Genomic DNA, 22,779 nt, shown 5'->3' on the forward strand with positions numbered 1-22,779 from the left:
ACAACGCCGCCGCGTTGCCCGGGCGGCTCAGCCCAGCGGCGCCAGGTTCGCGGCGGTATAGCACTCGACGAGATAGGCCAGTGGCCGCCCGTCGGGCAGTACCAGCATCGCGCGGTGGGTGGATATGGTGTCGGCGGGGCAATTGTCCGCCGGGCCGGCCACGATCGAGAGCGGCACGCGGCGGAAACGCAGCGGCGCGACGACCTTGCCGAACGGCGCCTCGCTCAGCCGCAGCGCGTCCTGCATCTCCGGCGTCAGGCGCGCAGGCACGAACCAGTTCCACGCCACCGAGAGCACCCTTGCGCCGCAGCTGAGTTGCACGTGGCGCATGGCAAAGGCTTCGTCGGGGGCGAGTGCCAGCTTGTCGCGGATCTTGGCGGCCGATTCGTCGCTTGTCGCGCTTATCGTCCGCGCCGTGACGCGCGCCGGGTCGGCCATCCCGCGCAAGGCGCACCATTCCTCGAGCGCCAGCGTGGCGCTGTCGTGGCGGCGCAGGACCGCTTCGAATTCCTCGAGCGTTGGAGCCGCCGCAAGGGCAGGGGCGGGAGGCACGGGGGTGGCCATCAGCGCGAGCGCGGCAAGCAGTTCAGATGCCACCCGGCACCGCCGGCCGGTCGATCGCCGCCAGCCCTTCGACCAGCGCGCGGGTGCAGGCGGCGAGGTCCTCTGCGCTGACCGAGCGGATCACGAAGTTGGCGCCGGTGCGCCCCTCGGCCCAGAACGGGTAGGAGCCGATCTGGCAGCTTTCGAACGCCTTCTCGGTTTCGCGCAGGAGGTCGGCGACCTCGCTCTCGCCGACCCAGCAGCCGACCGTCTCGGACAGCAGCGGCGAGCCGCCCTCCAGCTCCCCCGAGAGCGCGTCGAGCATGCCGGCGGTGATGCTGGGCACGCCGGCCATGATGAAGACGTTCTCGTAGCGGATGCCCGGCGCGCCGGTGTAGCGGTTGGGGATCAGGCTCGCGCCCTCGGGCGTGCGGGCCATGCGCAGGCGCGCCTCGGTGAGGCCGCCGCGCGTCTCGTAGTAGGCCTCCAGGATCGCGCGCGCCTCGGGATGGACGATGACGGGCACGCCGAGCGCCTGGGAGATCGCGTCGACGGTGATGTCGTCGTGGGTCGGGCCGATGCCGCCGGTGGTGAACAGGTAGTCGTTGCGCGCGCGCAGCGTGTTCACCGCCTCTACGATGGCGTCGGGGTCGTCGGCGACCACGCGCACTTCGCGCAGGCGGATGCTCTGCACCTGTAGCCAGGTGGCGACCTGGGCGATGTTCTTGTCGTGGGTGCGACCGGACAGGATCTCGTCGCCGATGACGACGAGGGCGGCGGTGAAGATTCGCGCGGAACTGGCCATGCCCGCATCGCTAGGACAATTGCGCGCCCGCGGCTAGGGGACCGGCGCCCCCCATCGCGCGTCCGGCGGACAAAAAAAGAAGGGCCGGTCCGAAGACCAGCCCTATGAAAGTTTTGGGAGAGGATGCCTGAAAGGCACCGTCTTTATGTATGAGCGCGGCTTATGCTGCAAATGCGAAAAGTTTGAGCAACATTGCGTTTGGTGCAACCTGTTCGTTGCGTGGCCGGTACCTCGGGCTCGTTTCCTTCGTCGAGCCCGCTCAGGCCGGCATTGCGCCCGTGCTTTGCCATTCGCGCCGAACAAGAAGCGGGACTCCCGCTTGCGCGGGGCGACGGGGGACGGGGCTGTTTCGGCGGCCTCGCCGTCGCTCTCGCGAAACGATGGGGAGGGGCCCGCCGACGCAGTCGGTGGTGGAGCGGCGGCGACCCTCCGTCAGCCGGTTCGCAACTGCCGCTCCCCATTGCTTCGCAACAGAGAGGACCGCGCGTGCTGTGGACGAAAAAAAGGGCCGGTCCGAAGACCAGCCCTTGAAAAGTTTTGGGAGAGGATGCCTGAAAGGCCCGTTCCGTATGATCGGACCGCCCGATTCCCGCAAATGCCGAAAAACGCACACCGGTTGCAAGGACTGCAACTCGCAGCAATATCAGCCTCGCGTGAGCGCTCCGTAGAGATCGTGCTCGTCTGCATCCTCAACCAGAACTTCAACGATATCACCGACTTGCAGCGCCGGGCCGACGTTGCGCAGGAAGACGTTGCCGTCGATCTCGGGCGCATCGGCCTGCGAGCGGCCGGTGGCGCCAATGTCGCCGTCCTCGTCCGCTTCGCCGATTTCGTCGATGATGACGTCGAGGCGCCGGCCGACCTTGGCCTGGAGCTTGGCGGCGCTGATCGCGGCGGTCTTTTCCATGATCCGGGCGTAGCGCTCTTCCTTGACCTCTTCGGGCACATGGCCGGGCAGCAGGTTGGCGGCCGCGCCCTCGACCTGTTCGAAGCGGAACGCGCCGACGCGGTCGAGCTGCGCTTCATCGAGCCAGTCGAGCAGGTACTGGAAGTCGGCCTCGGTCTCGCCGGGGAAGCCGACGACGAAGCTGGAGCGGATCGCGATGTCCGGGCAGATCTCGCGCCACTTGTGGATGCGATCGAGCACCTTGGCCTCGTTGGCCGGGCGCTTCATCGCCTTCAGAACCGACGGGGCGGCGTGCTGGAAGGGAATGTCGAGGTAGGGCGTCAGCAGGCCCTCGGCCATCAGCGGGATCACCGCGTCGACGTGGGGGTACGGGTAGACGTAGTGCAGGCGCACCCAGGGCCGGCGGCCTTGCGAATCGGACAACTGGCCGAGTTCGCGCGCGAGGTCGGTCATGTGGGTGCGGACCGCGTGGTCCTTCCAGGTCCGCTCTTCGTGGCGCACGTCGACACCGTAGGCCGAGGTGTCCTGGCTGATGACCAGAAGCTCGCGGGTGCCGGCCTGGACCAGCTTCTCCGCCTCGCGCAGCACCGCGTCGATCCGCCGGCTGGCGAGCTTGCCGCGCAGGCTCGGGATGATGCAGAACGAGCAGGCGTGGTTGCAGCCCTCGGAAATCTTGAGGTAGCTGTAGTGGCGCGGCGTCAGCTTAACGCCGGCCTCGTCATAGGCCTGCGGGATCAGGTCCACGTAAGGCGAAAGCTCGGGCGGCGCGGCCTCGTGGACGGCCTCGACGACCGCCTCGTACTGGTGCGCGCCGGTGACCGCGAGGACCTGCGGGAAACGCGCGCGGATCACGTCGGCCTCGTTGCCCATGCAGCCGGTGACGATGACGCGCCCGTTCTCGGCGATCGCCTCGCCGATGGCGGCGAGGCTTTCCTCCTTGGCGGAATCCAGGAAACCGCAGGTGTTGACGAGGACCACGTCGGCGCCGGAATAATCCGCGCTCATGGTGTAGCCGTCGGCACGCAGGCGCGTGAGGATACGCTCGGAATCGACGAGCGCCTTGGGGCAGCCGAGGCTGACCATGCCGACCTTGGGCGGGTGGGGGATTTCTATAGCCATGGGATTGGCCGCGCCGATACGCGCATTGGGCGCAGGAGTCACGAAAAAGCGAATCGCCAGGGCTCGCCTGCGAATCGATTGCAGCTACGGCCGCTGCTTGCCTAACCCCACGGGGGCTGCAAGACATGTCGCAATTGAACACAAGAGGGGGTGTCGCGATGGGTCCTGTGAACTGGCTGGCGGTGATCCTCGCCGCGGCGCTGGCATTGGCGATAGGGATGGTCTGGCATGGTCCGCTGTTCCGCACCGGGCGCCAGCTGCTTCCCGGCAATTCGCAGCGCGCGGGCAATTACGCGGTGGTCGGGATCGTGTTCCTCATCAGCTCGGTGATGCTGGGCCACATGTTCGCGCGCATCGGGGCGGAGACGCTGGCGGTGAAGCCCTGGCTCTACTTCATGCAGACCGGCGGCGTCGCCATCGCCTTCGTCATCCCCTCGGTCTGGCTGACCCACGTCCGCAACCGCGCCGAGCCGGCGCGGCGGGTGGTGGACTGCCTGTTCTGGCTGGTCGCCTATCTCGCGATGGGGCTGGTGTTCTGGGTCCTGTCCTGAGGGCCGGTCAGCCGGTGCGGCCTTCCCGGGCCTCGGTCGCGGCGACCTCGACGATGACGTCGCCCGCTTCGAGGACATGCGCCTCGGGCTCCCAGAAGCCGATCGCCCGCTTGCCGCGGTAGATGCGCACGCCCTTGCCGGTGCCGATCTGGTCGAGCGGCTTGCCGATCTCGTCGGGCGCGACCGGCCGCTCGACCAGCTGGACCCGCCCGCCGACCGAGGCGAGGTCGGACATGTATTCGGCGATGTGCTGACCCTCGGCCGAACCCGCCAGCAGCAGGCCGGTGAAGCGCACCGGGTTGATGACGTTGTCGGCGCCCGCCTGCCGGGCGAGCAGTTCGTTGTCGTCCGCGCGCACGACCGCGGTGATCGGCACGCCCGGCGCCATGTGGCGCGCGGTGAGCACGATCAGGATCGTGGTGTCGTCGCGTCCCGCGGAAATCAGGATCGAGCGCGCGAGGCCGATGCGCACCGCCCCCAGCGTCTCGTCGCGGGTGGCGTCGCCTTCCAGCACGTTGCAGCCGGACTGCTCGGCCAGCCTGAGCCGGGCGGAGGAGGGGTCGATGACGACGATGCACGACGCCTCGGTGCCGCGCGCGATCAGCTCCTGCACGGCTTCCTGCCCGCTGACGCCGTAGCCCAGCACGACGATGTGATCGGCGAGGCGTTCCTGGATGCGCTTCATGCGCCACGTCTCCCAGCTGCGTTTGATGATGAAGTTGTAGGCGGTGCCCACGAAGATGAAGATCACCGCGAAGCGGATGGGGGTGACGATCACCGCCTCGATCAGACGCGACTTGTCGCTGACCGGGGCGATGTCGCCAAAGCCGGTGGTGGTGATCGAGATCATCGTGAAATAGAAGACGTCGAGGAAGCTGACGGTGCCGTCGTGCGTGTCCTTGAGCCCGTCGCGGTCGATCCAGTGGATCAGCACGACGAAGAACACGAGCGCGAAGGCGCCGCCGAGCCGCAGCCCGAGGTCCGCCCAGACCGGCAGCGCCACCGCCCGCTTCAGCGGCTTGGCCAGCACCGGGGGCGAACGCCGCATGGTCACGGCGCCTTGGGCAGCTCGCCCAGCGGGTCGACGGGCTTGCCGTCCTGCCGGACCTCGAAGTGCAGTTCGGAGCGCTTGGTCTGCCCGGTATCGCCGACCAGCCCGACGCGCTCCCCGGCGGAGACATGCGCGCCTTGCTTGACGGTCACGCGGCTGAGGAAGCCGTAGGCGGTGAACCAGCCGCCGCCGTGGTCGAGCACGACGAGGTTGCCGAACTGGTCCTTTTCCCTGCCCGCGAAGGTTACGGTGCCGGGGGCGGCGGCGCGCACCATCGTGCCCTTGGGCGCGGTGATGTCGAGGCCGTCGTGGTATTTGCCGCCCGCCGCGTCGTAGCCGCGCCGCACCGGGCCGGTCAGCGGCCAGGCGAAGCGGGGGGCCCTGGTTTTGGTCGGCGCCGCGATGGGGCCGGGAGCGGGGGCGATCGTTTTCGGCCCGGTCGTCGGCGGGTCGAGCAGGGTGGGGATCAGCAGGTCCTGCCCTGCCCTGACCGGGGCGGCGGGATCGAGATTGTTGGCGAGCGCGATCTGCTCCCACGGCACCGCATAGTCCATCGCGATGGAAAAACCGGTGTCCCCGGCCCTGACGGCGTGGTGGCGGGTGCGCGGGATGCGCAGGGTCTGGCCGGCGCGGACGTCGAAGGGCGGCTGCAGCCCATTGGCCTCGGCGATCAGCACGCGCGGCACCTTGGTGCGCGCGGCGATTCCGCCCAGCGTCTCTCCCTCGAGCACCTTGTGCGACGTCTCGGTTTCCGGGCTGTCGGCGGCGGACTTGGGCGGCGTACGCGCCTCGATCACCCGGGCGGCCGTCGTCGCGGCCTTGCGCGCCGAGGTGTCGGGGGAGGGCGTTGCCGGACTGGGGGCGGCAGGCGGCTTGGCGGCGACCCTGGGTTCACGGGGGATCGTCAGCTTCTGGCCGATGCGCACGCCGTAGGGTTCCTTGAGCCCGTTGGCTCTGGCGATGGCGGCAGCCGAGACCCCGGCGCGGTTGGCGATGCCGCCCAGCGTCTCGCCCGCGGTGACGACGTGGACGTTCTCCTCCGCCGGCGGGGCGGCGAGGGCGGGCGTGGCCGCCAGCAAAGCGGCGAGGGCGAGCGCGTGCTTCACTGGCCGTAGCGCTCGGCCATCGCCTTCAGCGAGGCGTCGTGGGTGAGGTCGAGCTGCAGCGGGGTCACCGAGATGTAGCCTTCGGCGATCGCCTCGAGATCGGTGGCGTGGCCTGGGGTGTGCTCGATCCCGTGCAGCCCGAACCAGAAGTACGGGAAGCCGCGCGGGTCCATGCCCTCGACCACCGATCCGCGCGCGTAGTCGTGGAAGCCCTGCCGCACCACGCGGATGCCCTTCACCGCGTCGGCGGCGAGCGGCGGGAAGTTGACGTTGACCAGCGTGCGCGGCGCGAACGGCTGGTCGAGCAGCGGGCGCAGGACTTTGGCGCCCCATTCCTCGGCCGCCGCGAAGCTGACCCCGTCGCCGAGGCCTTCCTTCGAATAGACCTGGCTCAGCGAGATCGAGCGGATGCCGGCCAGCGCGCCTTCCAGCGCGGCGGATACCGTGCCCGAATAGGTCACGTCGTCGCCGAGGTTGGCGCCGCGGTTGACGCCCGAGAGGATCAGGTCGGGCGGTCCGGGCAGGACCTTCTTGAGCCCCATCGTCACCGAATCGGTCGGCGTTCCCGTCACCGAGAAGCGGCGCTCGGCATGCTGGCGCATGCGGACCGGGCGGGTGAGGGTCAGCGAGTGCCCCGCACCCGACTGTTCCTCGCTCGGCGCGCAGATCCAGATGTCGTCGGAAAGCTGGGCGGCGATCTTCTCCAGCACATAAAGGCCGGGAGCATTGATGCCGTCGTCGTTGGTGAGGAGGATGCGCATGACTTGCCTTTAACCATAAGCGTAGGGGCGGGGCTATGGGAAAGCCCGGTTGATCCGGCGATCGTCTCAATTCGGTCCGTTCGAGCCGGACCGCTGGCGGCGAATGCGTAAATCCGTCGCCTCTAAGTCCTGTTGCTTCCCCAACATCCCGTCATCCCCGCGAAGGCGGGGATCCCGCTTGGTCTTCGCAGGTCGCGCACAAGGAAGCGGGGCCCCCGCCTTCGCGGGGGCGACGGAGGTCGTTGTGGGGTGTCGGCAGGGGCGCGCCGCTCAGGCCAGCGCCTCCAGCTTCTCGATCCCGCCCATCCACGGCTTGAGGACTTCGGGCACGGCCACCGAGCCGTCCTCCTGCTGATAGTTCTCCAGCACCGCCACGAGCGTCCGCCCCACCGCGAGGCCCGAGCCGTTGAGGGTGTGGACGAACTCGGTCTTCTTGGCGCCCTCGGGCTTGAAGCGGGCGTTCATGCGGCGCGCCTGGTAGTCGCCGCAGTTGGAGATCGAGCTGATCTCGCGGTAGGCCTGCTGGCCCGGCAGCCAGACTTCGAGGTCGTAGGTCAACCGCGCGGTGGAGCCCATGTCGCCGGCGCAGAGCAGGACCTTGCGGTACGGCAGGTCCAGCGCCTGGAGGATCGATTCGGCGGCGGCGACCATCTTCTCGTGCTCGCCCTCGCTGTCCTCGGGGCGGCAGACGGTGACCAGTTCGACCTTCTCGAACTGGTGCTGGCGGATGAACCCGCGCGTGTCGCGCCCGGCCGCGCCCGCTTCCGAGCGGAAGCAGGGGGTGAGCGCGGTCATGCGCAGGGGCAGGGCGGCGATGTCGAGGATTTCGCCGGCAACCGCATTGGTCAGCGAGACTTCGGCGGTGGGGATCAACCAGCGCCCGTCGGTGGTGCGGAACAGGTCCTCGGAGAACTTAGGCAACTGGCCTGTACCGTAGACGGCGTCATCCTTCACCAGCAGCGGCACGTTGCATTCCATATAGCCGTTGGTCGCGGTCTGCGTATCCAGCATGAACTGCGCGAGCGCGCGGTGCAGGCGCGCCATCTGGCCCTTGAGGAACGTGAAGCGCGCGCCCGAAAGCTTGGCACCGGTCTCGAAATCGAGGCCGAGCGCGGGGCCGATGTCGGCGTGTTCCTTCGGCGTGAAGGCGAAGGTGCGCGGCACGCCCCACTTGAAGACCTCGACGTTCTGCGCCTCGTCCGCACCGTCGGGCACGGCATCGACGGGGATGTTCGGCAGGCCGGCGAGCAGGTCGTGCAGCTCGGCCGCGACGGCCTTCTCCTCGGCTTCGAGTGCGGGGAGGCCGTCCTTGAGCCCGGAGACTTCGGCCTTGAGCGCCTCGGCGGCTGCGGTATCGCCCTGGCCCATGGCCTTGCCGATCGCCTTGGAGGCTTCGTTGCGGCGGTTCTGGCCTTCCTGCGCGCGGGTGGCGAGGGCGCGGCGCTGTTCGTCGAGCGCGACGATCTCGGCGGATACGGGCGCGATCCCGCGGCGGGCGAGGCCGGCGTCGAAGGCTGCGGGGTTTTCGCGGATCTGGCGGATATCGTGCATGGCGCGCGCTATGCCGAACAGGCGCCCGCCTCGCAAGCCGCTGCGAGGGATATGCCGCCATTGCCGAAGCGATTCGCGCGACGACCGGGCGGATGGGCGAGACAGACCGAGGGTTTCTACTGATTTGTCTGGATTGCGACCAAACAGCGCGGTGCTAGGATGGCGCCATGCACACAATGCCCATGGAGCACGTATGAAGCTTAGGACCGCACTTTTCGCCCTGACCGCAGCCAGCGTGGCTGCGGCGCCTCTGGCCGCGCAGGCTCGCACCACTGCGGCGGATTCCGCGGTCCGGATCGCAGGTCCGGCAGGTTCCATCCAGCGCCTGTCGACGCCCGTTCAGGCCAGGCAGAAGCTTGAGGCCGAGACGCTGATTCTGGTGATCCTTGCCGCCGGCGCCGCCACCTTCGGCGTGGTCAAGGCGCTCGACGACGACAAGTCCGGCGGCACCTGATCGCCGCTGTTCAGGTGAAGCAACGAAAAGACCACGTGGCCCCGGCTGCGTGGTCTTTTCGATTCCGGGATCGGCAGCTCAGTCAGGCGTCCGGCCGGGCCTGGGCTATGATGGAGAATTTCGTGGATCCGGGGAGCCGCGCCATCCCGGAAGGGATGGTGGGCGCGGCAGGGATTGAACCTGCGACCCCACCCGTGTGAAGGGTGTGCTCTACCACTGAGCTACGCGCCCGCTCTCAAGCGGAAGCGGCCCCCTAGACAACTCGGATCGAATTGACAAGCGCCGATCTGCATCTAAACGCGCAAGGCATGACCGAAGACACCAGCACCCCCGAAACCGCGCCCGCCACCTCCGGCCCGGACGTGCCGCCCGACCACCTCGCGATCAATCCGCGCAGTCCGTTCTTCGACCAGGAGAAGCTGCAGCGCGGCATCGGCATCCGCTTCAAGGGCACCGTGCGCACCAATGTCGAGGAATACTCGATCTCCGAAGGCTGGATTCGCGTCCAGGCCGGGAAGTCGATGGACCGCCACGGCAATGCGCTGACGATCAAGCTCTCCGGCCCGGTGGAAGCCTGGTACGAGGATATCGGTGACGACGCGCCGGTCGCGAAGAAGGACTGATCCCCACCTCGTCCCCGCGAAAGCGGGGACGAGGGGTCCTACCAACCGCTCAATACGTGCCCGCGATGATTGCGCCGATCGGGTCGCGGTGCTTGTTCGCTGCGCCCTTGATCGCCTTGGCCGACACTGCGGCCGATGCAAGGCGGGCGGTGCCGAGATCGCGTACGGTGCCCGGCTTCGCATTGTAGATGAAGCCCGCGACCGGCCAGTGCGTGGTGCCCAGGCTGCGGCTTGGCGCGTACCAGATGCGCACTTGGCTCCAGTCGTTGTCCGGCGAGACGTCGAGCGCGGTGACGTTGCGCTCGATCTGGCCCGGCGCCGACCAGTTGGCGTGGCTCAGCAGGATCGTGCGCGAATCGACGATCCGGCTCACCGTCGCCACATGGCCCAGCTTCGAATTGTTGAATGGCCGGATCGCCAGGACCGCGCCGACCCGCGGCGAATGGCCGGTGGCGTAGCGGTCCCTGGCCTGGCCCCACCAGGTATGCGCATCGCCGTAGATCTGGATGCCCGAGGTCGAGCGCGCATAGGGCACGCATTCGAGATGCCCCGGCGCCTTGGGGATGGTCAGTGCCGAACCGGCTGCGGAGTCGCCGGGCGATGCCGCGCCGATCGCGGTATCGATGGCGGTACGGGCGTGGGCCGGCGTCATGCACGCGGCGGCCAAACCCAGAATGATTACCTTGCTGAAAGCCCTCATGCCCGCCCTTTTGAAGTGGGAAGGTTATTGGCGTCATGCCGAGTCTGGTTAATCCCGGCGCAAGGATTTGTTCCTGATTTCGCTCGAAATTTAGGGCGATCGATACGCAATCGTTTGCATTCGTAGGCCTTGCAGCGGACCGATCATCGCCGGTCGAGCGACGCTTCTGCGTCAAGGCGTCGCGGCCGGTGAACAGGCCCGTCGAGGGCGGCAGAGGTGCCCGCCTGCGGGGCGATGATCCGCCGCCGTGCGGCGAATCGACCGCAACGCTTGCCAAAAGCGCCGGAAATCCCCATGCGCTGGGAATCATGCTTCCCCAAGTCATCATCATCGGCCGACCCAACGTCGGCAAGTCCACGCTATGGAACCGGCTGGTCGGCAAGAAGCTCGCGCTGGTCGACGACCAGCCGGGCGTCACCCGTGACCGCCGCTTCGGCGACGCCGAACTGCTGGGCCTGAAATTCCAGATCGTCGACACCGCCGGCTGGGAGGACGACGAGGCCGAAACGTTGCCCGGCCGCATGCGCAAGCAGACCGAAGCCGCTCTCGCCACTGCCGACGTCGCCCTGTTCGTGGTCGATGCGCGCGCGGGGATTACGCCGCTCGACGCGGAGATCGGCCAGTGGCTGCGCGCCTCGCCGGTGCCGGTGATCCTGCTCGCCAACAAGGCCGAGGGCCGCGCCGGCGAGCACGGGGTGCTCGAATCCTATTCGCTGGGCCTCGGCGATCCGATCGCCTTCTCCGCCGAGCACGGCATCGGCACCGCCGACCTGTTCGAAGCGCTGCTGCCGCATCTCGAGCCGCTCCAGCCCGAGGAGCCCGAGTTCGAGGAGGAAGAGGACGAGGAAGCCATGCTTCTGCGTCCGCTCAAGCTCGCCATCGTCGGCCGCCCGAACGCCGGTAAATCGACGCTCATCAACCGCATCCTGGGCGAAGACCGCCTGCTCACCGGCCCGGAAGCGGGGATCACCCGCGATTCGATCGCGGTCGACTGGGAATGGACCGACCCCAAGACGCAGAACGTGCGGCAGGTCAGCCTGATCGACACCGCAGGCATGCGCAAGCGCGCCAACGTGGTCGAGAAGCTGGAACGCATGGCCGTCGCCGACGCGCGCCACGCGATCGACTTCGCCGAAGTGGTGGTGCTGCTGCTCGACGCGACGCGCGGGCTGGAGCACCAGGACCTGACGATCGCCTCCAAGGTGCTGGAGGAAGGCCGCGCGCTCATCATCGCGGTCAACAAGTGGGACGTGGCCGAAGGCGCCTCGGGCCTGTTCAACGGCATCCGCGCCGCGCTCGACGAGGGGCTCGCGCAGGTGCGCGGCGTGCCGCTGCTCACGGTGTCGGCGCGCACGGGGCGCGGACTGGACGAGCTGATCTCGGTCGGCTTCTCGATCCGCGAGGCCTGGAGCAAGCGCGTGCCCACCGCCGCGCTCAACCGCTGGTTCGACGATGCGCTCTCGGCCAACCCGCCGCCGGCGCCGGGCGGCAAGCGCATCAAGCTGCGCTACATCACCCAGGCCAAGACGCGGCCTCCGGGCTTCGTGGTGTTCGGCACGCGCCTCGACCTGCTGCCCGAAAGCTACCGGCGCTATCTCATCAACGGGATGCGCCGCGAACTGGGCTTCGAGGCGGTTCCGATTCGCCTGAACCTGCGCAGCGCGAAGAATCCGTTCGCGAAGGATTGAGGGGGCGCGGTCCCAGGAGGGGCGGCGTCTTCTTGGGTATGCGGCCGCCTGAGACCGAACAGGCACGAGCGCAAGGCGGCTTGAACCCAACTCACTCGAATACAAAACCACCGTCGTCCCCGCAAAGGCGGGGACGACGGTGTCTTGTTGTGCGTAAGAGCTGTACAGGGATCAGGCGTTCAGCCCAGCGGCTTTCGCCGATTTACCCCTCATGACGGGTGCGCCACGGCCTCCTCGGCCGCTTTCTCGGCGCTCGCCTGCGTCTGCACCGGCAACCCGGTGCGATCGCTCTCCAGCTTGGCGGCGCGCTGGTCGCGGTGCTGGTTCCACACCGCGATGAACAGGGCGGCGATGACCGGGCCGATGATGAAGCCGTTGAGGCCGAACAGTTCCAGCCCCGCCAGCGTCGCGATCAGCACCACGAAGTCGGGCAGGCGGGTGTCGCGGCCGACCAGGATCGGGCGCAGCACGTTGTCGACCATGCCGATCACGAACACCCCGCAGAAGACGACGATCGCGGCCTTGCCGGTGTCCCCGGTGGCGAAGAGGTAGATCGCGACCGGGACCCAGATGATGCCGGTTCCGACGGCGGGAAGCAGCGAGAAGAAGCCCATCAGTACGCCCCAGATCAGCGCGCCCTCGATGCCCAGCAACGAGAACAGCACCCCGCCGAGCACGCCCTGGACCACCGCGACGACCACGGTGCCGCGCATCGTCGCGCGCACCACGAGCAGGAAGTTCTCGATCAGCGCATCGCGGGTGTCGGCATGGAGCGGCAGGCTGGTGCGGACCATGTCGCCATAGCGCTGGCCGTCGCGGAGCAGGAAATAGCTGAGGTACAGCATCACGCCGAGCGCGGCGATGAAGCTGAGCGCGCCCTGTCCCACCGTCAGCGCACGGCCGGCCACCGTCTGGAGCCCGCTGGTGATGCTGGAGCCGAACTGGCGGCGGATCGCGTCGAAGTCGGTCAGGCCATATTCTTCGACCATGCCGCGCACGCGATTGGGCAGAGCGTTCAGGAGCTGCTGGAAGATGCGCCCGAAGTCGATCTGGCCGCTGGAGATCTTCTGGTAGAGCGCGGTGGCCTCGTTGACGATGCTGATACCGAGCAGGATCGTCGGGATCACGAACAGCGCGATGAGGCCGAACAGGACGATGGAGGTTGCCAGGTTCTTGCGGCCGTTGAGGCGGCCTGTCAGCTTCGCGGTGAGCGGCTGGAACATGATGGCGGCAACCACGCCCCACAGGACCGCCCCGAAATAGGGGGCGAGTAGATAGGCGAAGGCGAGGGTGATGATGACCACGAGGATGGCGAAGCCGATATCCTCGATTTCAAGGCCGCGCTTACCTTGAGCATCGCTGCGCGGTGAATTCATGCTTTCCCCCTGACACGTCCCTGATGCGGCACCCGGCCGCTCCTCCCAGGCACAAGTGCCGGGAGGAGCGCGGGTTCCCGCGCGCCAGGCGCAGAGGGCGTGCGCCTCAGCTTTCGGCAGGCTTGCTCTGCAGCTGGCAGTAGTTCTGAATACCCATGCGCTCGATCATGTCGAACTGCTTTTCGAGGAAATCGACATGCTCTTCCTCGCTCTCGAGGATGCGCTCGAAGATTTCGCGGCTGACGTAGTCGCGGACCGATTCGGCGTGGCCGATGGCTTCCTTGAGCATGGGCAGGGCGTCGTATTCCAGCGCGAGGTCGGCGCGGAGGATTTCCTCGACCGTCTCGCCGACGCGCAGCTTGCCGAGCGACTGGAAGTTGGGGAGGCCGCCGAGGAACAGGATGCGGTCGGCCAGGACGTCCGCATGCTTCATCTCGTCGATCGATTCGTGGCGCTCGTACTCGGCCAGCTTCTTGATGCCCCAGTTGTCGAGCATCCGGTAGTGCAGCCAGTACTGGTTGATGGCGGTCAGCTCGTTGAACAAGGCCTTGTTCAGGAACTCGATAACCTTCTGGTCGCCATTCATCGCGCGGAAACTCCTCTATGTGAGCCGCGGCCTATAGGCGAAACCGGTACTGGAGTTCAAGTCAGGTCATGTCAGGCGGCTGCAGAGATTCCCATTCCGGCCGACGAAAGTTCGTCGGCAATGATGTCTTCGGCCTCGTCGAGGCACTGGCGGCATTGAGGAGTCCGTCCAAGCGATCCGTAGATGGCTTCCGCACTGCCGCGACAGCGGCGCGCGGCGCAGCGAAGCTCGGTTTCCCGGATGGCATTGCAGATGCACACGTACATGAGCGAATCCTCTAGTCCCGCCTTACTATATGCGAGTGCGAATGGATCGCAATAGCATATTTTCACGAAAACGGAGGGATCTCAGAGGCGGTTGGGCAGCGCCCTGTGCTCGACCAGCGAGCGCCATATCCACTCGAGCGGCCCGCGCCGGAAATGCCGCAGCCACACGGGGCTCCAGCCCAGCATCAGCGCCCAGCCGCCGATGACGAACGGCCATTGCGCCAGCGGCCCGAACCGGGCGTAGAGGCCCAGACCCCAGCCGTAGAAGGCGAAAGTCATGACCAGGCTCGTCAGGATGTAGTTGCTGAAGGCCATCCGCCCGGCGGCCACGAGTCGCCCGCCGATCCGGGTCGTCGCGAGACGCGGTGCGGCGAGCACCAGCAGGCCGGCATAGCCGCAGCCCGCCAGCAGGTGCGGCATGGCGAGGCCCCAGACCAGCGCCGCGTTCATCGCCACCGGCGGGAAATGGCGCGGCCAGGCCCAGCCGAGGAACATCGCGGTCAGCGCCAGCCCGGCAAGCGTGCAGGCGACGGAAATCTCGACCAACCGGCGGCGCGGCAGCCGCCCGTCGAAGAAGCCCCGGCGGAACGCGACCATGCCGATCAGCATCAGCGGCAGCGTTTCGGAGAAGACGCCCGAGACCATCTGTATCTGCCAGAAAGGCCGCTCGAGCAGCTTGATGCGCAGCAGTTCGAAGTAGCCGAGGCGAGCTTCGCGCAGCTCCTGCGCCGCCCAGGCGCGGAGCGGCTCGATCCATTCGGCGAGGAGGCGCAGCTGTGCCGGCCCGGCCTCATGGTGGCGCAAGGCGGTCTCGGCGGCGATCGCGGCAGAGGCGTCGAGCATGCCCCAGACGTGCCAGGCGTAGTAGAGCAGCAGCGCCAGCACGAGCAGCACGCCGTTGCCCAGCGGCCGCAGCAGCAGCGCGGCGATGCCGCAGGCCGCGTAGACGAACAGGATGTCGCCCCACCACAGCAGCAGGTAGTGCAGCATGCCGAGCAGCAGCAGCCAGCCGAGCCGGCGCAGCTGCAGCAGATCGCCGTCGCGCCCGGCGGCCTCGGCGCGCTCCCAGAACAGGATCAGCCCGGCGCCGAACAGCAGCGAGAACAGCGCCCGCATCTTGCCTTCGAAGAACAGGAAGTTGAAGGCGTAGGCTGCCTCGTCGAGCGGGGCGACCGGCGCGGGCAGGTTGGGCGAGGTGGAGGCGATCATCGGGCCGGCGAACCCGGCGATGTTTATCGCCAGGATGCCCAGCACCGCGACGCCGCGGATCAGGTCGAGCGTCGCAAGGCGCGGGAGCGGGGCCGGGGAAGCGCCGTCCTCGCCGGGCGCGGCTGTGGTCAGTCCTGGACCGGCAGGCACCCGAAGCCACCGGCGGTCAGGCGCGAACAGGCGGCGGCGGCGTCGGCGCGCGAGGCGAAGCCGGTCGCCTGCAGCTTGACCAGTCTGCCCGCGGGAACCAGCGCCCTGGCATGACCGGCCAGCTCGGGCCGGGCACGGACGCGGGCCCAGAGCGTGTCGGCATTGCCGGAGACACCGAACGCGCCGAGCTGCACGCGCCACGGGCCTGATGCAGCGGGAGCCGGTTTCGCAGCGGGCCTGGATGCGGCGGGCTTCGGCTCGGGCTTTGATTCGGTCCTGGCGACGGGCGTGCGCGCCGGCACCGGGGCGGCGGCGGGTTTCGGCGCGGGGGCGGGCTTGGGCGAGGGTGCCGGGCGGGCATAGTCCGCGCCGGCGCTCGACGGACCGTCGGTCCCGGCGAGGCGGGTGGCCTGCGCCACGGCGCTCCGGGTGCCGGCGATCTCGGGCGTGGGCGGGGCCACCGCCAGCTGCGTGCCGAGTTCGGCGGAGGTGTTGAGGCGCGCCCGGTTGGCATTGGCCTGCGCCGCGATCTGCTGGGCGAGCACGACGCTCTTCTGCCGGTCGGCGAGCGGAATGTGCTGGTCCATCTGCGCCTTGGCGCCGGTCGCCTGGGGCAGGCCTTCCTGCTGTGCGAGGCTGACGAGCGCATAGGCGCGCACCCAGTCCTTGGGCACCATGTCGCCGTTGAAGTGCGCGACGCCCAGGATGTACTGCGCGCGCGCATCGCCGCGCGCCGCCGAGGCCTGGAGATAAGGCAGCGAGCGGGCGCGTTCGCCGCGCTGGAATAGGAGCAGCCCGTAGGCGTCGGCGGCCTGGGTGTGTCCCCTGGCGGCGGCCTGGCCGTAGAGATCCTCGGCTTTGGCGACGTCCATCGGTACGCCCCGGCCCAGCTTGTAGGCCTGCGCGAGGTTGAACTGCGCATCCGCATCGCCCCGGTCGGCGAGCGGGCGCCACTGGGCGACGGCGCCGTCGTAATCGCCTGCGGACCAGGCATCGACACCGGACTTCACGTCGGCATGCGCGAGCGGTGCCGCCAGCGCGGTTCCCATGGTCGATGCGGCCAGCACCAGCAGGCCCGAGCGGAGGAAGGGAAGAACTTTGGTCAAATCGATGTCGTCCGGTCCAGCGCCGTGAATTGTGCCCATGGTAAGCGCATTGCCCCCGCTCAGGCCAGCATGAAGCGCGCCAAGGTCCCATTTTGAACCGAAAATCAACCTAACCGAGAAGGGTTAACGCACCGTGAGGATGATGGGGGACGCCGCCGCTTTCCTCACCGCCTCCTCCCATTTCCCACCTCGTGCAGGTTTCGGGAGCCACGGCGAACGGCCGATGTGGCCGGCCCTGTCGCTTGCCGGCCTCCAGGAGCCCGATCATCTGGACTGAAACCGTAAAACTACGAACTTAACCGTAAATTAGGAACGATCTGGCAATTCCGCCTTCGAAGGTTCGGGAAGGGCATGGCCCCGCCCGGCGCATCGGCTTCGGGGGAATGGTTTTGCGCGTACTTGCTTTGGCATCGCAGAAAGGCGGATCGGGGAAGACGACCCTGTCCGGCCATCTCGCCGTGCAGGCCCAGCGCGTCGGAGCAGGCCCCGTCGTCCTCATCGACATCGACCCGCAGGGCTCGCTCGCCGACTGGTGGAACGAGCGCGAGGCGGAGATGCCCGCGTTCGCGCAGACCACCGTGGCGCGACTCGCCAGCGACCTGCAGGCGCTGCGCCAGCAGGGCTTCAGGCTGGCCGTCATCGACACTCCGCCCGCGATCACGCTGGCGATCCAGAGCGTCATCCACGTGTCGGAACTGATCGTCGTGCCGACCCGCCCCAGCCCGCACGACCTGCGCGCGGTGGGTGCCACCGTCGATCTGTGCGAGCGGTCGGGCAAGCCGCTGCTGTTCGTCGTCAACGCCGCCACGCCCAAGGCGCGGATCACCGCCGAGGCCGCCGTCGCGCTCTCGCAGCACGGCACGGTGGCGCCGGTGACGCTGCACCAGCGCACCGACTTCGCGGCTTCGATGATCGATGGCCGCACTGTCATGGAAGTCGACCCCAATGGCCGCTCCGCGCAGGAAGTCGGCGCCTTGTGGAATTATGTCGCGGATCGCCTGGAGAAGAACTTCCGGCGCACCGTCTTCGCCGCTCCCGCACCCGGCCAGCCGGTGATGCAGGGGGCGCTTCGGCCCGTGGGCGGCTTCGGCCGCCGCGTCACCGTGTCCTGATGGGAAATCATGTAATGGAACGCCTTGGTAGCAACGCCCGCAGCGCGGGATTCACCCTGTGCTCGGCGATGGTCGCGGCGCTGCTTGCCGGATGCTCGGGCCAGCCTTCGGTGGCGAGCGCCGGTTCGGCGCCGATGACCGGTTCGCCGGTCGACGGGCAGGGCGAGGGGGTGGCGGACAGCGTCCTGGCCAAGGCAGAGGCGCGGGTCGCTAAATCCGCAAGGAATGCGGCCGCGCGCGCCGACCTCGCGCAGCTGTACCTTGCCGTGGGTCGCTTCGATTCGGCGGCGACGACGTTCGAGGATGCGGTGTCGCTGGGCGACCAGAGCCCGCGCACCGGGCTGGGCCTCGCGCTCTCCTATATCGGGTCGGGCCGCAATGCCCAGGCGATCGAGGTGCTCTCGCGCTGGCAGGGACGGATCCCGGCGGGCGACTTCGGTCTCGCCGTCGCGCTGGCGGGGCGGCCGGCCCAGGGCGTCGCCATGCTCACCGATACCCTGCGCGGGGGCGAGAACAGCCCCAAGGTGCGCCAGAACCTGGCCTATGCCTATGCGCTCGACGGGCGCTGGTCGCAGGCGCGCGTGGTCGCCTCGCAGGACGTGCCCGCTGACCAGATCGACGCACGGATCGCCGAATGGGCGGCCCATGCCCGTCCCGAGCAGGCGCAAGCCCGCGTCGCCGGGCTGCTCGGGACGCCGCTGCGCGCCGATCCCGGCCAGCCGGCCGCGCTGGCGCTGGGCGGGATCGACCGTGCGCCGCGCATGGCGATTGCCCAAGCGCCGGTTGAAACTCCGGTTGTCGCCACGCAAGCGGAGCTTCCCGCCGTCGAGACGGGTAAAAGCTTCTGGGGTGCGGGCCAGCCCGCACACGTTGCGGCGGCGATCGTGCCCGCCGCTCCCGAAACGCCGGCCGAGGCGCCTGCGCGCACCACCATCGAGCGGGCCTTCGCCGACCTCGCCAAGCCGGCGCCGCGCAAGGCCGTTCCGGTCAATGCGCAGTCGGGCAAGGCGCAGTCGGGCAAGGCCCAGCCTGCGCGTGCAGGCAGCCACCTCGTCCAGCTGGGTTCGTTCAGTACGATGGAGGGGGCGCAGCGGGCCTGGGGCATCTACCTCAGGCGCAACCCGGCGCTGCGGGACCACGCCATGCGCATCACCGAAGCGCAGGTGCAGGGCCGCCGCTACTTCCGCGTCGCCGCCGAAGGTTTCGACCGGGGTTCGGCGCAGGGGATGTGCTCCACCGTCCGGCGCGGCGGCGAGGCCTGCCTCGCCATTGCCGATACGCGCCAGCCCCGCGCGCTGCCCGCCAGCCCGATGCTGGCACGCAGCCGCTGAGGGCAGGCGTTCGGCCTGGAAATTCCATGTGAAGCTTGCGCGGCCTTCCGTCCCTGGGGACGGAGGGCCGTTTTTTCGGGCGCAGGATCGCCGACAGACCCCGTCCGCCGCCTTCACGGGGGCGACGGAGCTTTTTGCCATGTCAGTCGGACCATGTCCGGGACGAGGTTATGAGCCCGTCTTCTTCGTGCGCACCACGACGCCGCCCTTGAACAGTGCGAGGACGCGGCCCTGGACCGGCTGGAGGTCGAAGGGGGTATTGCCCGCGCTGGCGGCCATCTTGTCGGAATTGACGATCCACGGCCGCTCGGTGTCGATCACCGCGATGTCCGCCTCGAGTCCCGGCGCGAGCCGCCCGGCTTCGACGCCGAGCAGGCGCGCGGGATTGCCCGCCAGCAGGTCGAAAGCGCGTCCGATGTCGATCATCCCGTCGCGGACCAGCGAAAGGGTGAGGGGAAGCAGCGTCTCGGCGCCTGCCATGCCGGGGGCCGAATCGGCGAAGGGCAGGCGCTTGTCCTCGGGTCCGCGCGGGTCGTGGCCCGAGGCGACGATGTCGATGGTGCCGTCGGCGACTGCGGCGATCACCGCCTGGCGGTCCTCCTCGCAGCGCAGCGCCGGGGACAGGTGGGTGAAGGTGCGGAACGCCCCGATCGCAAGGTTGGACAGCATGAAGTAGGCCGGGCTCACCCCCGCCGTCACCTTGAGCCCGCGCGCCTTGGCCGCACGCACGAGGTCGAGCCCGGCGGCGGTCGTCACGTTGCGGAAGTGGATCGCGGCATTCGCCATCTCGGCCAGCGCGATGTCGCGGGCGATGGCGATGGCCTCCGCCTGCGCGGGCGCGCTGGGGAGGCCGAGGCGGGTCGCCATCTCGCCCGCCGTGGCGACGGCGGTGCCGACGATGCCCGCGTCCTCGGCATGGGCGATCACCACCATGCCGAGCATGCCGGTGTACTGCAGCAGCCGCAGCATGGTGCCCGAATCGCCGATCCAGCGGCGTCCGGTGGAGACCGCCCGGGCGCCGGCATCGCGCATCATCGCGATCTCGGCGAGCGCGGTGCCGCCCAGCCCCTGCGTCGCGGCGGCAAGCGGGTGGACCCAGAAGTCCGGCTTGCCCGACTGCGCCGCGAAGCGCACTCGCGCCGAGACGTCGAGCGGCGGGTTCTGGTCGGGCATCAGCGCGGCGCGGGTGACGCCGCCGAAGTGGAAGGCGGGCTTGTCGATCGCGAAGACGCCGATGTCGACAAGGCCCGGCGCCACCAGCAGTCCGCGCGCGTCGTGGACGGTGTCGCCGTCCTGCGCGGTCACGTCGGCGCCAAGCGCGGTGATGAACCCGCCCTCGCAGCGGATCGCGCCCGGGGCGACGGTGCCGTCGGGAAGCAGCAGCTTGCCGCCGGTGATCGTGAGCGGTGCGTGAAGGCTCATGCCCAGCCCTCCAGCTTGCGGCCCTTGCGGGTCAGCACGTCGAGGCAGGCCATGCGGATGGCGACCCCCATCTCGACCTGCGTGGTGATCATCGAGCGTTCCACATGGTCGGCGACGTTGCTGTCGATCTCGATCCCCCGGTTCATTGGCCCCGGATGCATGACCAGCGCGTTCGATTCGGCGAGTTCCAGCCGGTCGAGCGTCAGCCCGTAGAGGTGCCGGTATTCGCGCGGGGACGGGATGAACTGGCCCTCCATGCGCTCGAGCTGGAGGCGCAGCATCATCACCACGTCGGCGCCCTTCAGCGCCGCGTCGAAGTCGTGGAAGACCGTCACGCCCATCTGCTCGATGTCGGCGGGCATCAGCGCGGGCGGCGCACAGACGCGCACGTCGGCGCCGAGCGAGGCGAGGCACAGGATGTTCGAGCGGGCGACGCGGCTGTGCAGGATGTCGCCGCAGATGGTGACGCGCAGGCCGTTGAAGGCGCGCTTGGCCTGGCGGATGGTCAGCGCGTCGAGCAGGGCCTGGGTCGGGTGCTCGTGCTGGCCGTCGCCGGCATTGAGCACCGGGCAGTCGACCTTGCCCGCGATCAGCGCCACCGCGCCCGAGGAGGCGTGGCGGATGACGATCGCGTCGGCGCGCATGGCGTTGAGCGTCATCGCCGTGTCGATCAGCGTCTCGCCCTTCTTCACGCTCGAATTGGCGACCGCCATGTTGACCACGTCGGCGCCGAGGCGCTTGCCGGCGATCTCGAAGCTCAGCAGCGTGCGGGTCGAGTTCTCGAAGAAGGCGTTGATGATCGTCAGGCCCGAGAGCAGCTCGCGCCGCTTCTGCGCCCCCCGGTTCATCTCGACCCACTGTTCCGCCTCGTCGAGCAGGAACCAGATCTCGTGCGGGGCCAGCCCCGCGATGCCCACGAGGCCGCGATGCGGGAAGGCGAGCGCGCCTTCCGGATAAGTGTATTCTGGTGATGTCATTAAAGACGATGCCTTAGGCTTGGGCGGCGCCGGGCTCAAGGGGGTAGGCGGGGTGATCCACGGCTATGTCTCCCCATCCTCCTCGGCGATCTCGATGTAGCCGAGGTTGAGGAGCGCGACGAGGAGGGCAAGCGTCGAGGGTGTCTCCAGCTCGGCGGGAGCGATCGTGAGCACGCCGGGCGCGCAGAGGCGTTCGGCAAGCCGCGCGCACTCGCCCGCGCACGCATAGGACCGGCCATCGACGAACAGCACGAGGGCGTCGGCGTCCTCGCGGACGAAGGCGAACCGGCTGGCCGGGTTGCGGATCACCTCGACCGGCGCCCGCACCAGCGCGCGAAGATCGGCGGCATCGACCGGAACCTCGGGCGACCAGTCGATGTCGGGGTTCTTGGGCGCGGTGTTGTACCGGCCGAACCACCGCGCGAATTCGCGGCGGTCCAGCAGCTTCCCGGCGATCATCGCATGCAGGCCCTCGAGCGCCTGCCCGGTGATCTCGCCGGGGTTGTCCTGGAGGGCAAGGGCGGGGTCGGCGTAGCGGTGGTCGCCGTCCGCCTGGTCGACCAGATGCTCGGCCCACTGCGCGATCAGTTCGCCCTGCGCAGGCGCCCGGAAGCCGATCGAGTAGGTCATGCAGTCGTCGCCGACGGCGATGCCGTTGTGGGCGATGCCCGGCGGCACGTAGAGGACATCGCCGGGTTCGAGAATCCACTCGTCCACCGGCTCGAACTCGGCGAGCAGGCGCAGGTCGTCGTGGGGGAGCAGCGGGGTCGCGGCGTCGCAGGCAGCGCCGATCTGCCACCGCCGCCGGCCGAGGCCCTGGACAAGGAACACGTCGTACTGGTCGAAGTGCGGGCCGACGCCGCCCTGGTCGACCGCGTAGCTCACCATGACGTCGTCGATCCGCCAGTCGGGGATGAAGCGGAAGGTGTCGAGCAGGGCGCTCACCTCGGGCACGTGATGGTCGACCGCGTTGACGAGGAGCGTCCACGCCCCGTCGCCCAGTTCGCCGAAGCGGCTCTCGGCAAAGGGGCCGTGTTCGAGGGCGAGAGTTCCTTGGGCCTGCCGGATCAGGCGGGCCTCGATGCCGTCCTCGCAGGCGAGGCCGGCCAGTTCGTCGGGCTCCAGCGGGTTGCTCCAGGCGGGCCACAGGCCCCTGATCAGCAGCGGCTTCTTCTGCCAGAAGTCGCGCAGGAAACGGTCGGGCTGGAAGGGGGGGACTGGCACGGGATCATCGCCTCGGGACATTCGGGGGCATCGGAAAATCAGCTGGCGTCCCGTTGAACCATGCGACCGCGAATGGCGAGGGCAATTCGGCGCGAGGGGCATCGCGCGCAGCATACTCCCTGCCGCGCACAAGCGTTTTCCTACCCGGCCCGTGCGCGGTA

22 protein-coding genes and 1 tRNA gene are annotated in these 22,779 nt (G+C 68.8%); 6 read left to right on the top strand and 17 right to left on the bottom strand.

The genetic code is table 11. The features are described 5' to 3' along the window. Positions 1-27: 27 nt before the first annotated feature. The 3 genes from AC07M9_RS02905 to rimO all read right to left on the bottom strand — a co-directional run bounded on the left by AC07M9_RS02905 (position 28) and on the right by rimO (position 3,374). Complete coding sequence (locus AC07M9_RS02905; RefSeq protein WP_494881165.1) at positions 28-597, bottom strand: hypothetical protein; 570 nt, start codon at positions 595-597, stop codon at positions 28-30. After that, positions 587-1,348, bottom strand: coding sequence for a competence/damage-inducible protein A (locus tag AC07M9_RS02910; protein WP_494881167.1), 762 nt, complete (start codon positions 1,346-1,348; stop codon positions 587-589). The genes AC07M9_RS02905 and AC07M9_RS02910 overlap by 11 nt, the downstream gene beginning before the upstream one ends. 643 nt (positions 1,349-1,991) lie before the next feature. Beyond that, positions 1,992-3,374 carry a 30S ribosomal protein S12 methylthiotransferase RimO gene (rimO, locus tag AC07M9_RS02915; protein ID WP_494881169.1) on the bottom strand — a complete coding sequence of 461 codons (1,383 nt, stop codon included), beginning with the start codon at positions 3,372-3,374 and terminating at the stop codon, positions 1,992-1,994. A gap of 158 nt (positions 3,375-3,532) precedes the next feature. Here rimO and AC07M9_RS02920 point away from each other — a divergent pair, with 158 nt between their 5' ends. Further along, the gene (locus AC07M9_RS02920) at positions 3,533-3,925 is read left to right on the top strand and encodes a DUF1761 domain-containing protein (protein ID WP_494881171.1); all 393 of its coding nucleotides are present in this window, start codon (positions 3,533-3,535) and stop codon (positions 3,923-3,925) included. A gap of 7 nt (positions 3,926-3,932) precedes the next feature. Here the strand turns inward: AC07M9_RS02920 and AC07M9_RS02925 are convergent, their stop codons facing one another. The 4 genes from AC07M9_RS02925 to serS form a co-directional block, all read right to left on the bottom strand. Further along, a complete protein-coding gene (locus AC07M9_RS02925; protein ID WP_494881173.1) occupies positions 3,933-4,973 on the bottom strand; it encodes a potassium channel family protein in 1,041 nt (346 codons plus the stop codon). 2 nt (positions 4,974-4,975) lie between these two features. Beyond that, positions 4,976-6,082 carry a LysM peptidoglycan-binding domain-containing protein gene (locus tag AC07M9_RS02930; protein ID WP_494881175.1) on the bottom strand — a complete coding sequence of 369 codons (1,107 nt, stop codon included), beginning with the start codon at positions 6,080-6,082 and terminating at the stop codon, positions 4,976-4,978. After that, complete coding sequence (surE, locus tag AC07M9_RS02935; RefSeq protein ID WP_494881177.1) at positions 6,079-6,843, bottom strand: 5'/3'-nucleotidase SurE; 765 nt, start codon at positions 6,841-6,843, stop codon at positions 6,079-6,081. Before surE ends, AC07M9_RS02930 begins: the two co-directional genes overlap by 4 nt. A gap of 270 nt (positions 6,844-7,113) precedes the next feature. After that, on the bottom strand, positions 7,114-8,394 hold the full coding sequence (gene serS, locus AC07M9_RS02940; RefSeq protein WP_494881179.1) for a serine--tRNA ligase: 1,281 nt from the start codon (positions 8,392-8,394) through the stop codon (positions 7,114-7,116). A gap of 193 nt (positions 8,395-8,587) precedes the next feature. Between serS and AC07M9_RS02945 the strand changes: the two genes are divergently transcribed. Continuing rightward, a complete protein-coding gene (locus AC07M9_RS02945; protein WP_494881180.1) occupies positions 8,588-8,848 on the top strand; it encodes a hypothetical protein in 261 nt (86 codons plus the stop codon). 156 nt (positions 8,849-9,004) lie between these two features. Here the strand turns inward: AC07M9_RS02945 and AC07M9_RS02950 are convergent. Next, positions 9,005-9,079, bottom strand: a tRNA-Val gene (locus AC07M9_RS02950). A gap of 77 nt (positions 9,080-9,156) precedes the next feature. Between AC07M9_RS02950 and AC07M9_RS02955 the strand changes: the two genes are divergently transcribed. Beyond that, a complete protein-coding gene (locus AC07M9_RS02955; protein ID WP_494881182.1) occupies positions 9,157-9,471 on the top strand; it encodes a DUF3297 family protein in 315 nt (104 codons plus the stop codon). Positions 9,472-9,520: 49 nt separating this feature from the next. On the opposite strand, the gene AC07M9_RS02960 is transcribed toward AC07M9_RS02955, so the two are convergent. Then, the gene (locus tag AC07M9_RS02960) at positions 9,521-10,123 is read right to left on the bottom strand and encodes a CHAP domain-containing protein (protein WP_494881184.1); all 603 of its coding nucleotides are present in this window, start codon (positions 10,121-10,123) and stop codon (positions 9,521-9,523) included. 356 nt (positions 10,124-10,479) lie between these two features. On the opposite strand from AC07M9_RS02960, the gene der reads away from it, so the two are divergent. Further along, complete coding sequence (gene der, locus AC07M9_RS02965; RefSeq protein WP_494881186.1) at positions 10,480-11,859, top strand: ribosome biogenesis GTPase Der; 1,380 nt, start codon at positions 10,480-10,482, stop codon at positions 11,857-11,859. Positions 11,860-12,068: 209 nt separating this feature from the next. Here the strand turns inward: der and AC07M9_RS02970 are convergent, their stop codons facing one another. The 5 genes from AC07M9_RS02970 to AC07M9_RS02990 all read right to left on the bottom strand — a co-directional run bounded on the left by AC07M9_RS02970 (position 12,069) and on the right by AC07M9_RS02990 (position 16,552). Beyond that, complete coding sequence (locus tag AC07M9_RS02970; RefSeq protein WP_494881188.1) at positions 12,069-13,235, bottom strand: AI-2E family transporter; 1,167 nt, start codon at positions 13,233-13,235, stop codon at positions 12,069-12,071. 106 nt (positions 13,236-13,341) lie between these two features. Beyond that, positions 13,342-13,821, bottom strand: a complete 480-nt coding sequence (gene bfr / locus AC07M9_RS02975; protein WP_494881190.1) for a bacterioferritin — start codon at positions 13,819-13,821, stop codon at positions 13,342-13,344. 71 nt (positions 13,822-13,892) lie between these two features. Beyond that, entirely contained in the window at positions 13,893-14,087 is a 195-nt protein-coding gene (locus tag AC07M9_RS02980; protein ID WP_494881192.1) for a (2Fe-2S)-binding protein, read from the bottom strand. An 81-nt stretch (positions 14,088-14,168) separates the two neighbouring features. Further along, complete coding sequence (locus AC07M9_RS02985; RefSeq protein ID WP_494881194.1) at positions 14,169-15,446, bottom strand: DUF418 domain-containing protein; 1,278 nt, start codon at positions 15,444-15,446, stop codon at positions 14,169-14,171. Further along, entirely contained in the window at positions 15,425-16,552 is a 1,128-nt protein-coding gene (locus AC07M9_RS02990; RefSeq protein ID WP_494881196.1) for a tetratricopeptide repeat protein, read from the bottom strand. The genes AC07M9_RS02985 and AC07M9_RS02990 overlap by 22 nt, the downstream gene beginning before the upstream one ends. A 389-nt stretch (positions 16,553-16,941) precedes the next feature. On the opposite strand from AC07M9_RS02990, the gene AC07M9_RS02995 reads away from it, so the two are divergent. Both AC07M9_RS02995 and AC07M9_RS03000 read left to right on the top strand, forming a co-directional pair. Next, on the top strand, positions 16,942-17,664 hold the full coding sequence (locus AC07M9_RS02995) for an AAA family ATPase (RefSeq protein ID WP_494881198.1): 723 nt from the start codon (positions 16,942-16,944) through the stop codon (positions 17,662-17,664). A gap of 14 nt (positions 17,665-17,678) precedes the next feature. After that, the gene (locus AC07M9_RS03000) at positions 17,679-18,995 is read left to right on the top strand and encodes an SPOR domain-containing protein (RefSeq protein WP_494881200.1); all 1,317 of its coding nucleotides are present in this window, start codon (positions 17,679-17,681) and stop codon (positions 18,993-18,995) included. Between the two features lie 168 nt (positions 18,996-19,163). Here AC07M9_RS03000 and AC07M9_RS03005 read toward each other — a convergent pair whose 3' ends face one another. From AC07M9_RS03005 to AC07M9_RS03015, 3 genes are all read right to left on the bottom strand, one after another. Continuing rightward, positions 19,164-20,417 (bottom strand): dihydroorotase, encoded by a 1,254-nt coding sequence (locus AC07M9_RS03005; protein ID WP_494881202.1) that lies wholly within the window; start codon positions 20,415-20,417, stop codon positions 19,164-19,166. After that, positions 20,414-21,394, bottom strand: a complete 981-nt coding sequence (locus AC07M9_RS03010; protein WP_494881204.1) for an aspartate carbamoyltransferase catalytic subunit — start codon at positions 21,392-21,394, stop codon at positions 20,414-20,416. The genes AC07M9_RS03005 and AC07M9_RS03010 overlap by 4 nt, the downstream gene beginning before the upstream one ends. A 63-nt stretch (positions 21,395-21,457) precedes the next feature. Further along, positions 21,458-22,639 carry a cupin domain-containing protein gene (locus tag AC07M9_RS03015; protein WP_494881206.1) on the bottom strand — a complete coding sequence of 394 codons (1,182 nt, stop codon included), beginning with the start codon at positions 22,637-22,639 and terminating at the stop codon, positions 21,458-21,460. Between the last annotated feature and the right edge of the window lie 140 nt (positions 22,640-22,779).

The sequence above is a fragment of the Novosphingobium sp. GW821-FHT09E05 genome (assembly GCF_059416165.1).

Bases quoted from the DNA above. Each gene is read 5' to 3' on its own strand.
- AC07M9_RS02910 (WP_494881167.1), bottom strand. From the start codon at position 1,348: ATGGCCAGTTCCGCGCGAATCTTCACCGCCGCCCTCGTCGTCATCGGC.
- rimO (WP_494881169.1), bottom strand. From the start codon at position 3,374: ATGGCTATAGAAATCCCCCACCCGCCCAAGGTCGGCATGGTCAGCCTC.
- AC07M9_RS02920 (WP_494881171.1), top strand. From the start codon at position 3,533: ATGGGTCCTGTGAACTGGCTGGCGGTGATCCTCGCCGCGGCGCTGGCA.
- AC07M9_RS02925 (WP_494881173.1), bottom strand. From the start codon at position 4,973: ATGCGGCGTTCGCCCCCGGTGCTGGCCAAGCCGCTGAAGCGGGCGGTG.
- surE (WP_494881177.1), bottom strand. From the start codon at position 6,843: ATGCGCATCCTCCTCACCAACGACGACGGCATCAATGCTCCCGGCCTT.
- serS (WP_494881179.1), bottom strand. From the start codon at position 8,394: ATGCACGATATCCGCCAGATCCGCGAAAACCCCGCAGCCTTCGACGCC.
- AC07M9_RS02945 (WP_494881180.1), top strand. From the start codon at position 8,588: ATGAAGCTTAGGACCGCACTTTTCGCCCTGACCGCAGCCAGCGTGGCT.
- AC07M9_RS02955 (WP_494881182.1), top strand. From the start codon at position 9,157: ATGACCGAAGACACCAGCACCCCCGAAACCGCGCCCGCCACCTCCGGC.
- AC07M9_RS02960 (WP_494881184.1), bottom strand. From the start codon at position 10,123: ATGACGCCGGCCCACGCCCGTACCGCCATCGATACCGCGATCGGCGCG.
- der (WP_494881186.1), top strand. From the start codon at position 10,480: ATGCTTCCCCAAGTCATCATCATCGGCCGACCCAACGTCGGCAAGTCC.
- AC07M9_RS02970 (WP_494881188.1), bottom strand. From the start codon at position 13,235: ATGAATTCACCGCGCAGCGATGCTCAAGGTAAGCGCGGCCTTGAAATC.
- bfr (WP_494881190.1), bottom strand. From the start codon at position 13,821: ATGAATGGCGACCAGAAGGTTATCGAGTTCCTGAACAAGGCCTTGTTC.
- AC07M9_RS02980 (WP_494881192.1), bottom strand. From the start codon at position 14,087: ATGTACGTGTGCATCTGCAATGCCATCCGGGAAACCGAGCTTCGCTGC.
- AC07M9_RS03000 (WP_494881200.1), top strand. From the start codon at position 17,679: ATGGAACGCCTTGGTAGCAACGCCCGCAGCGCGGGATTCACCCTGTGC.
- AC07M9_RS03005 (WP_494881202.1), bottom strand. From the start codon at position 20,417: ATGAGCCTTCACGCACCGCTCACGATCACCGGCGGCAAGCTGCTGCTT.
- AC07M9_RS03010 (WP_494881204.1), bottom strand. From the start codon at position 21,394: ATGACATCACCAGAATACACTTATCCGGAAGGCGCGCTCGCCTTCCCG.
- AC07M9_RS03015 (WP_494881206.1), bottom strand. From the start codon at position 22,639: ATGTCCCGAGGCGATGATCCCGTGCCAGTCCCCCCCTTCCAGCCCGAC.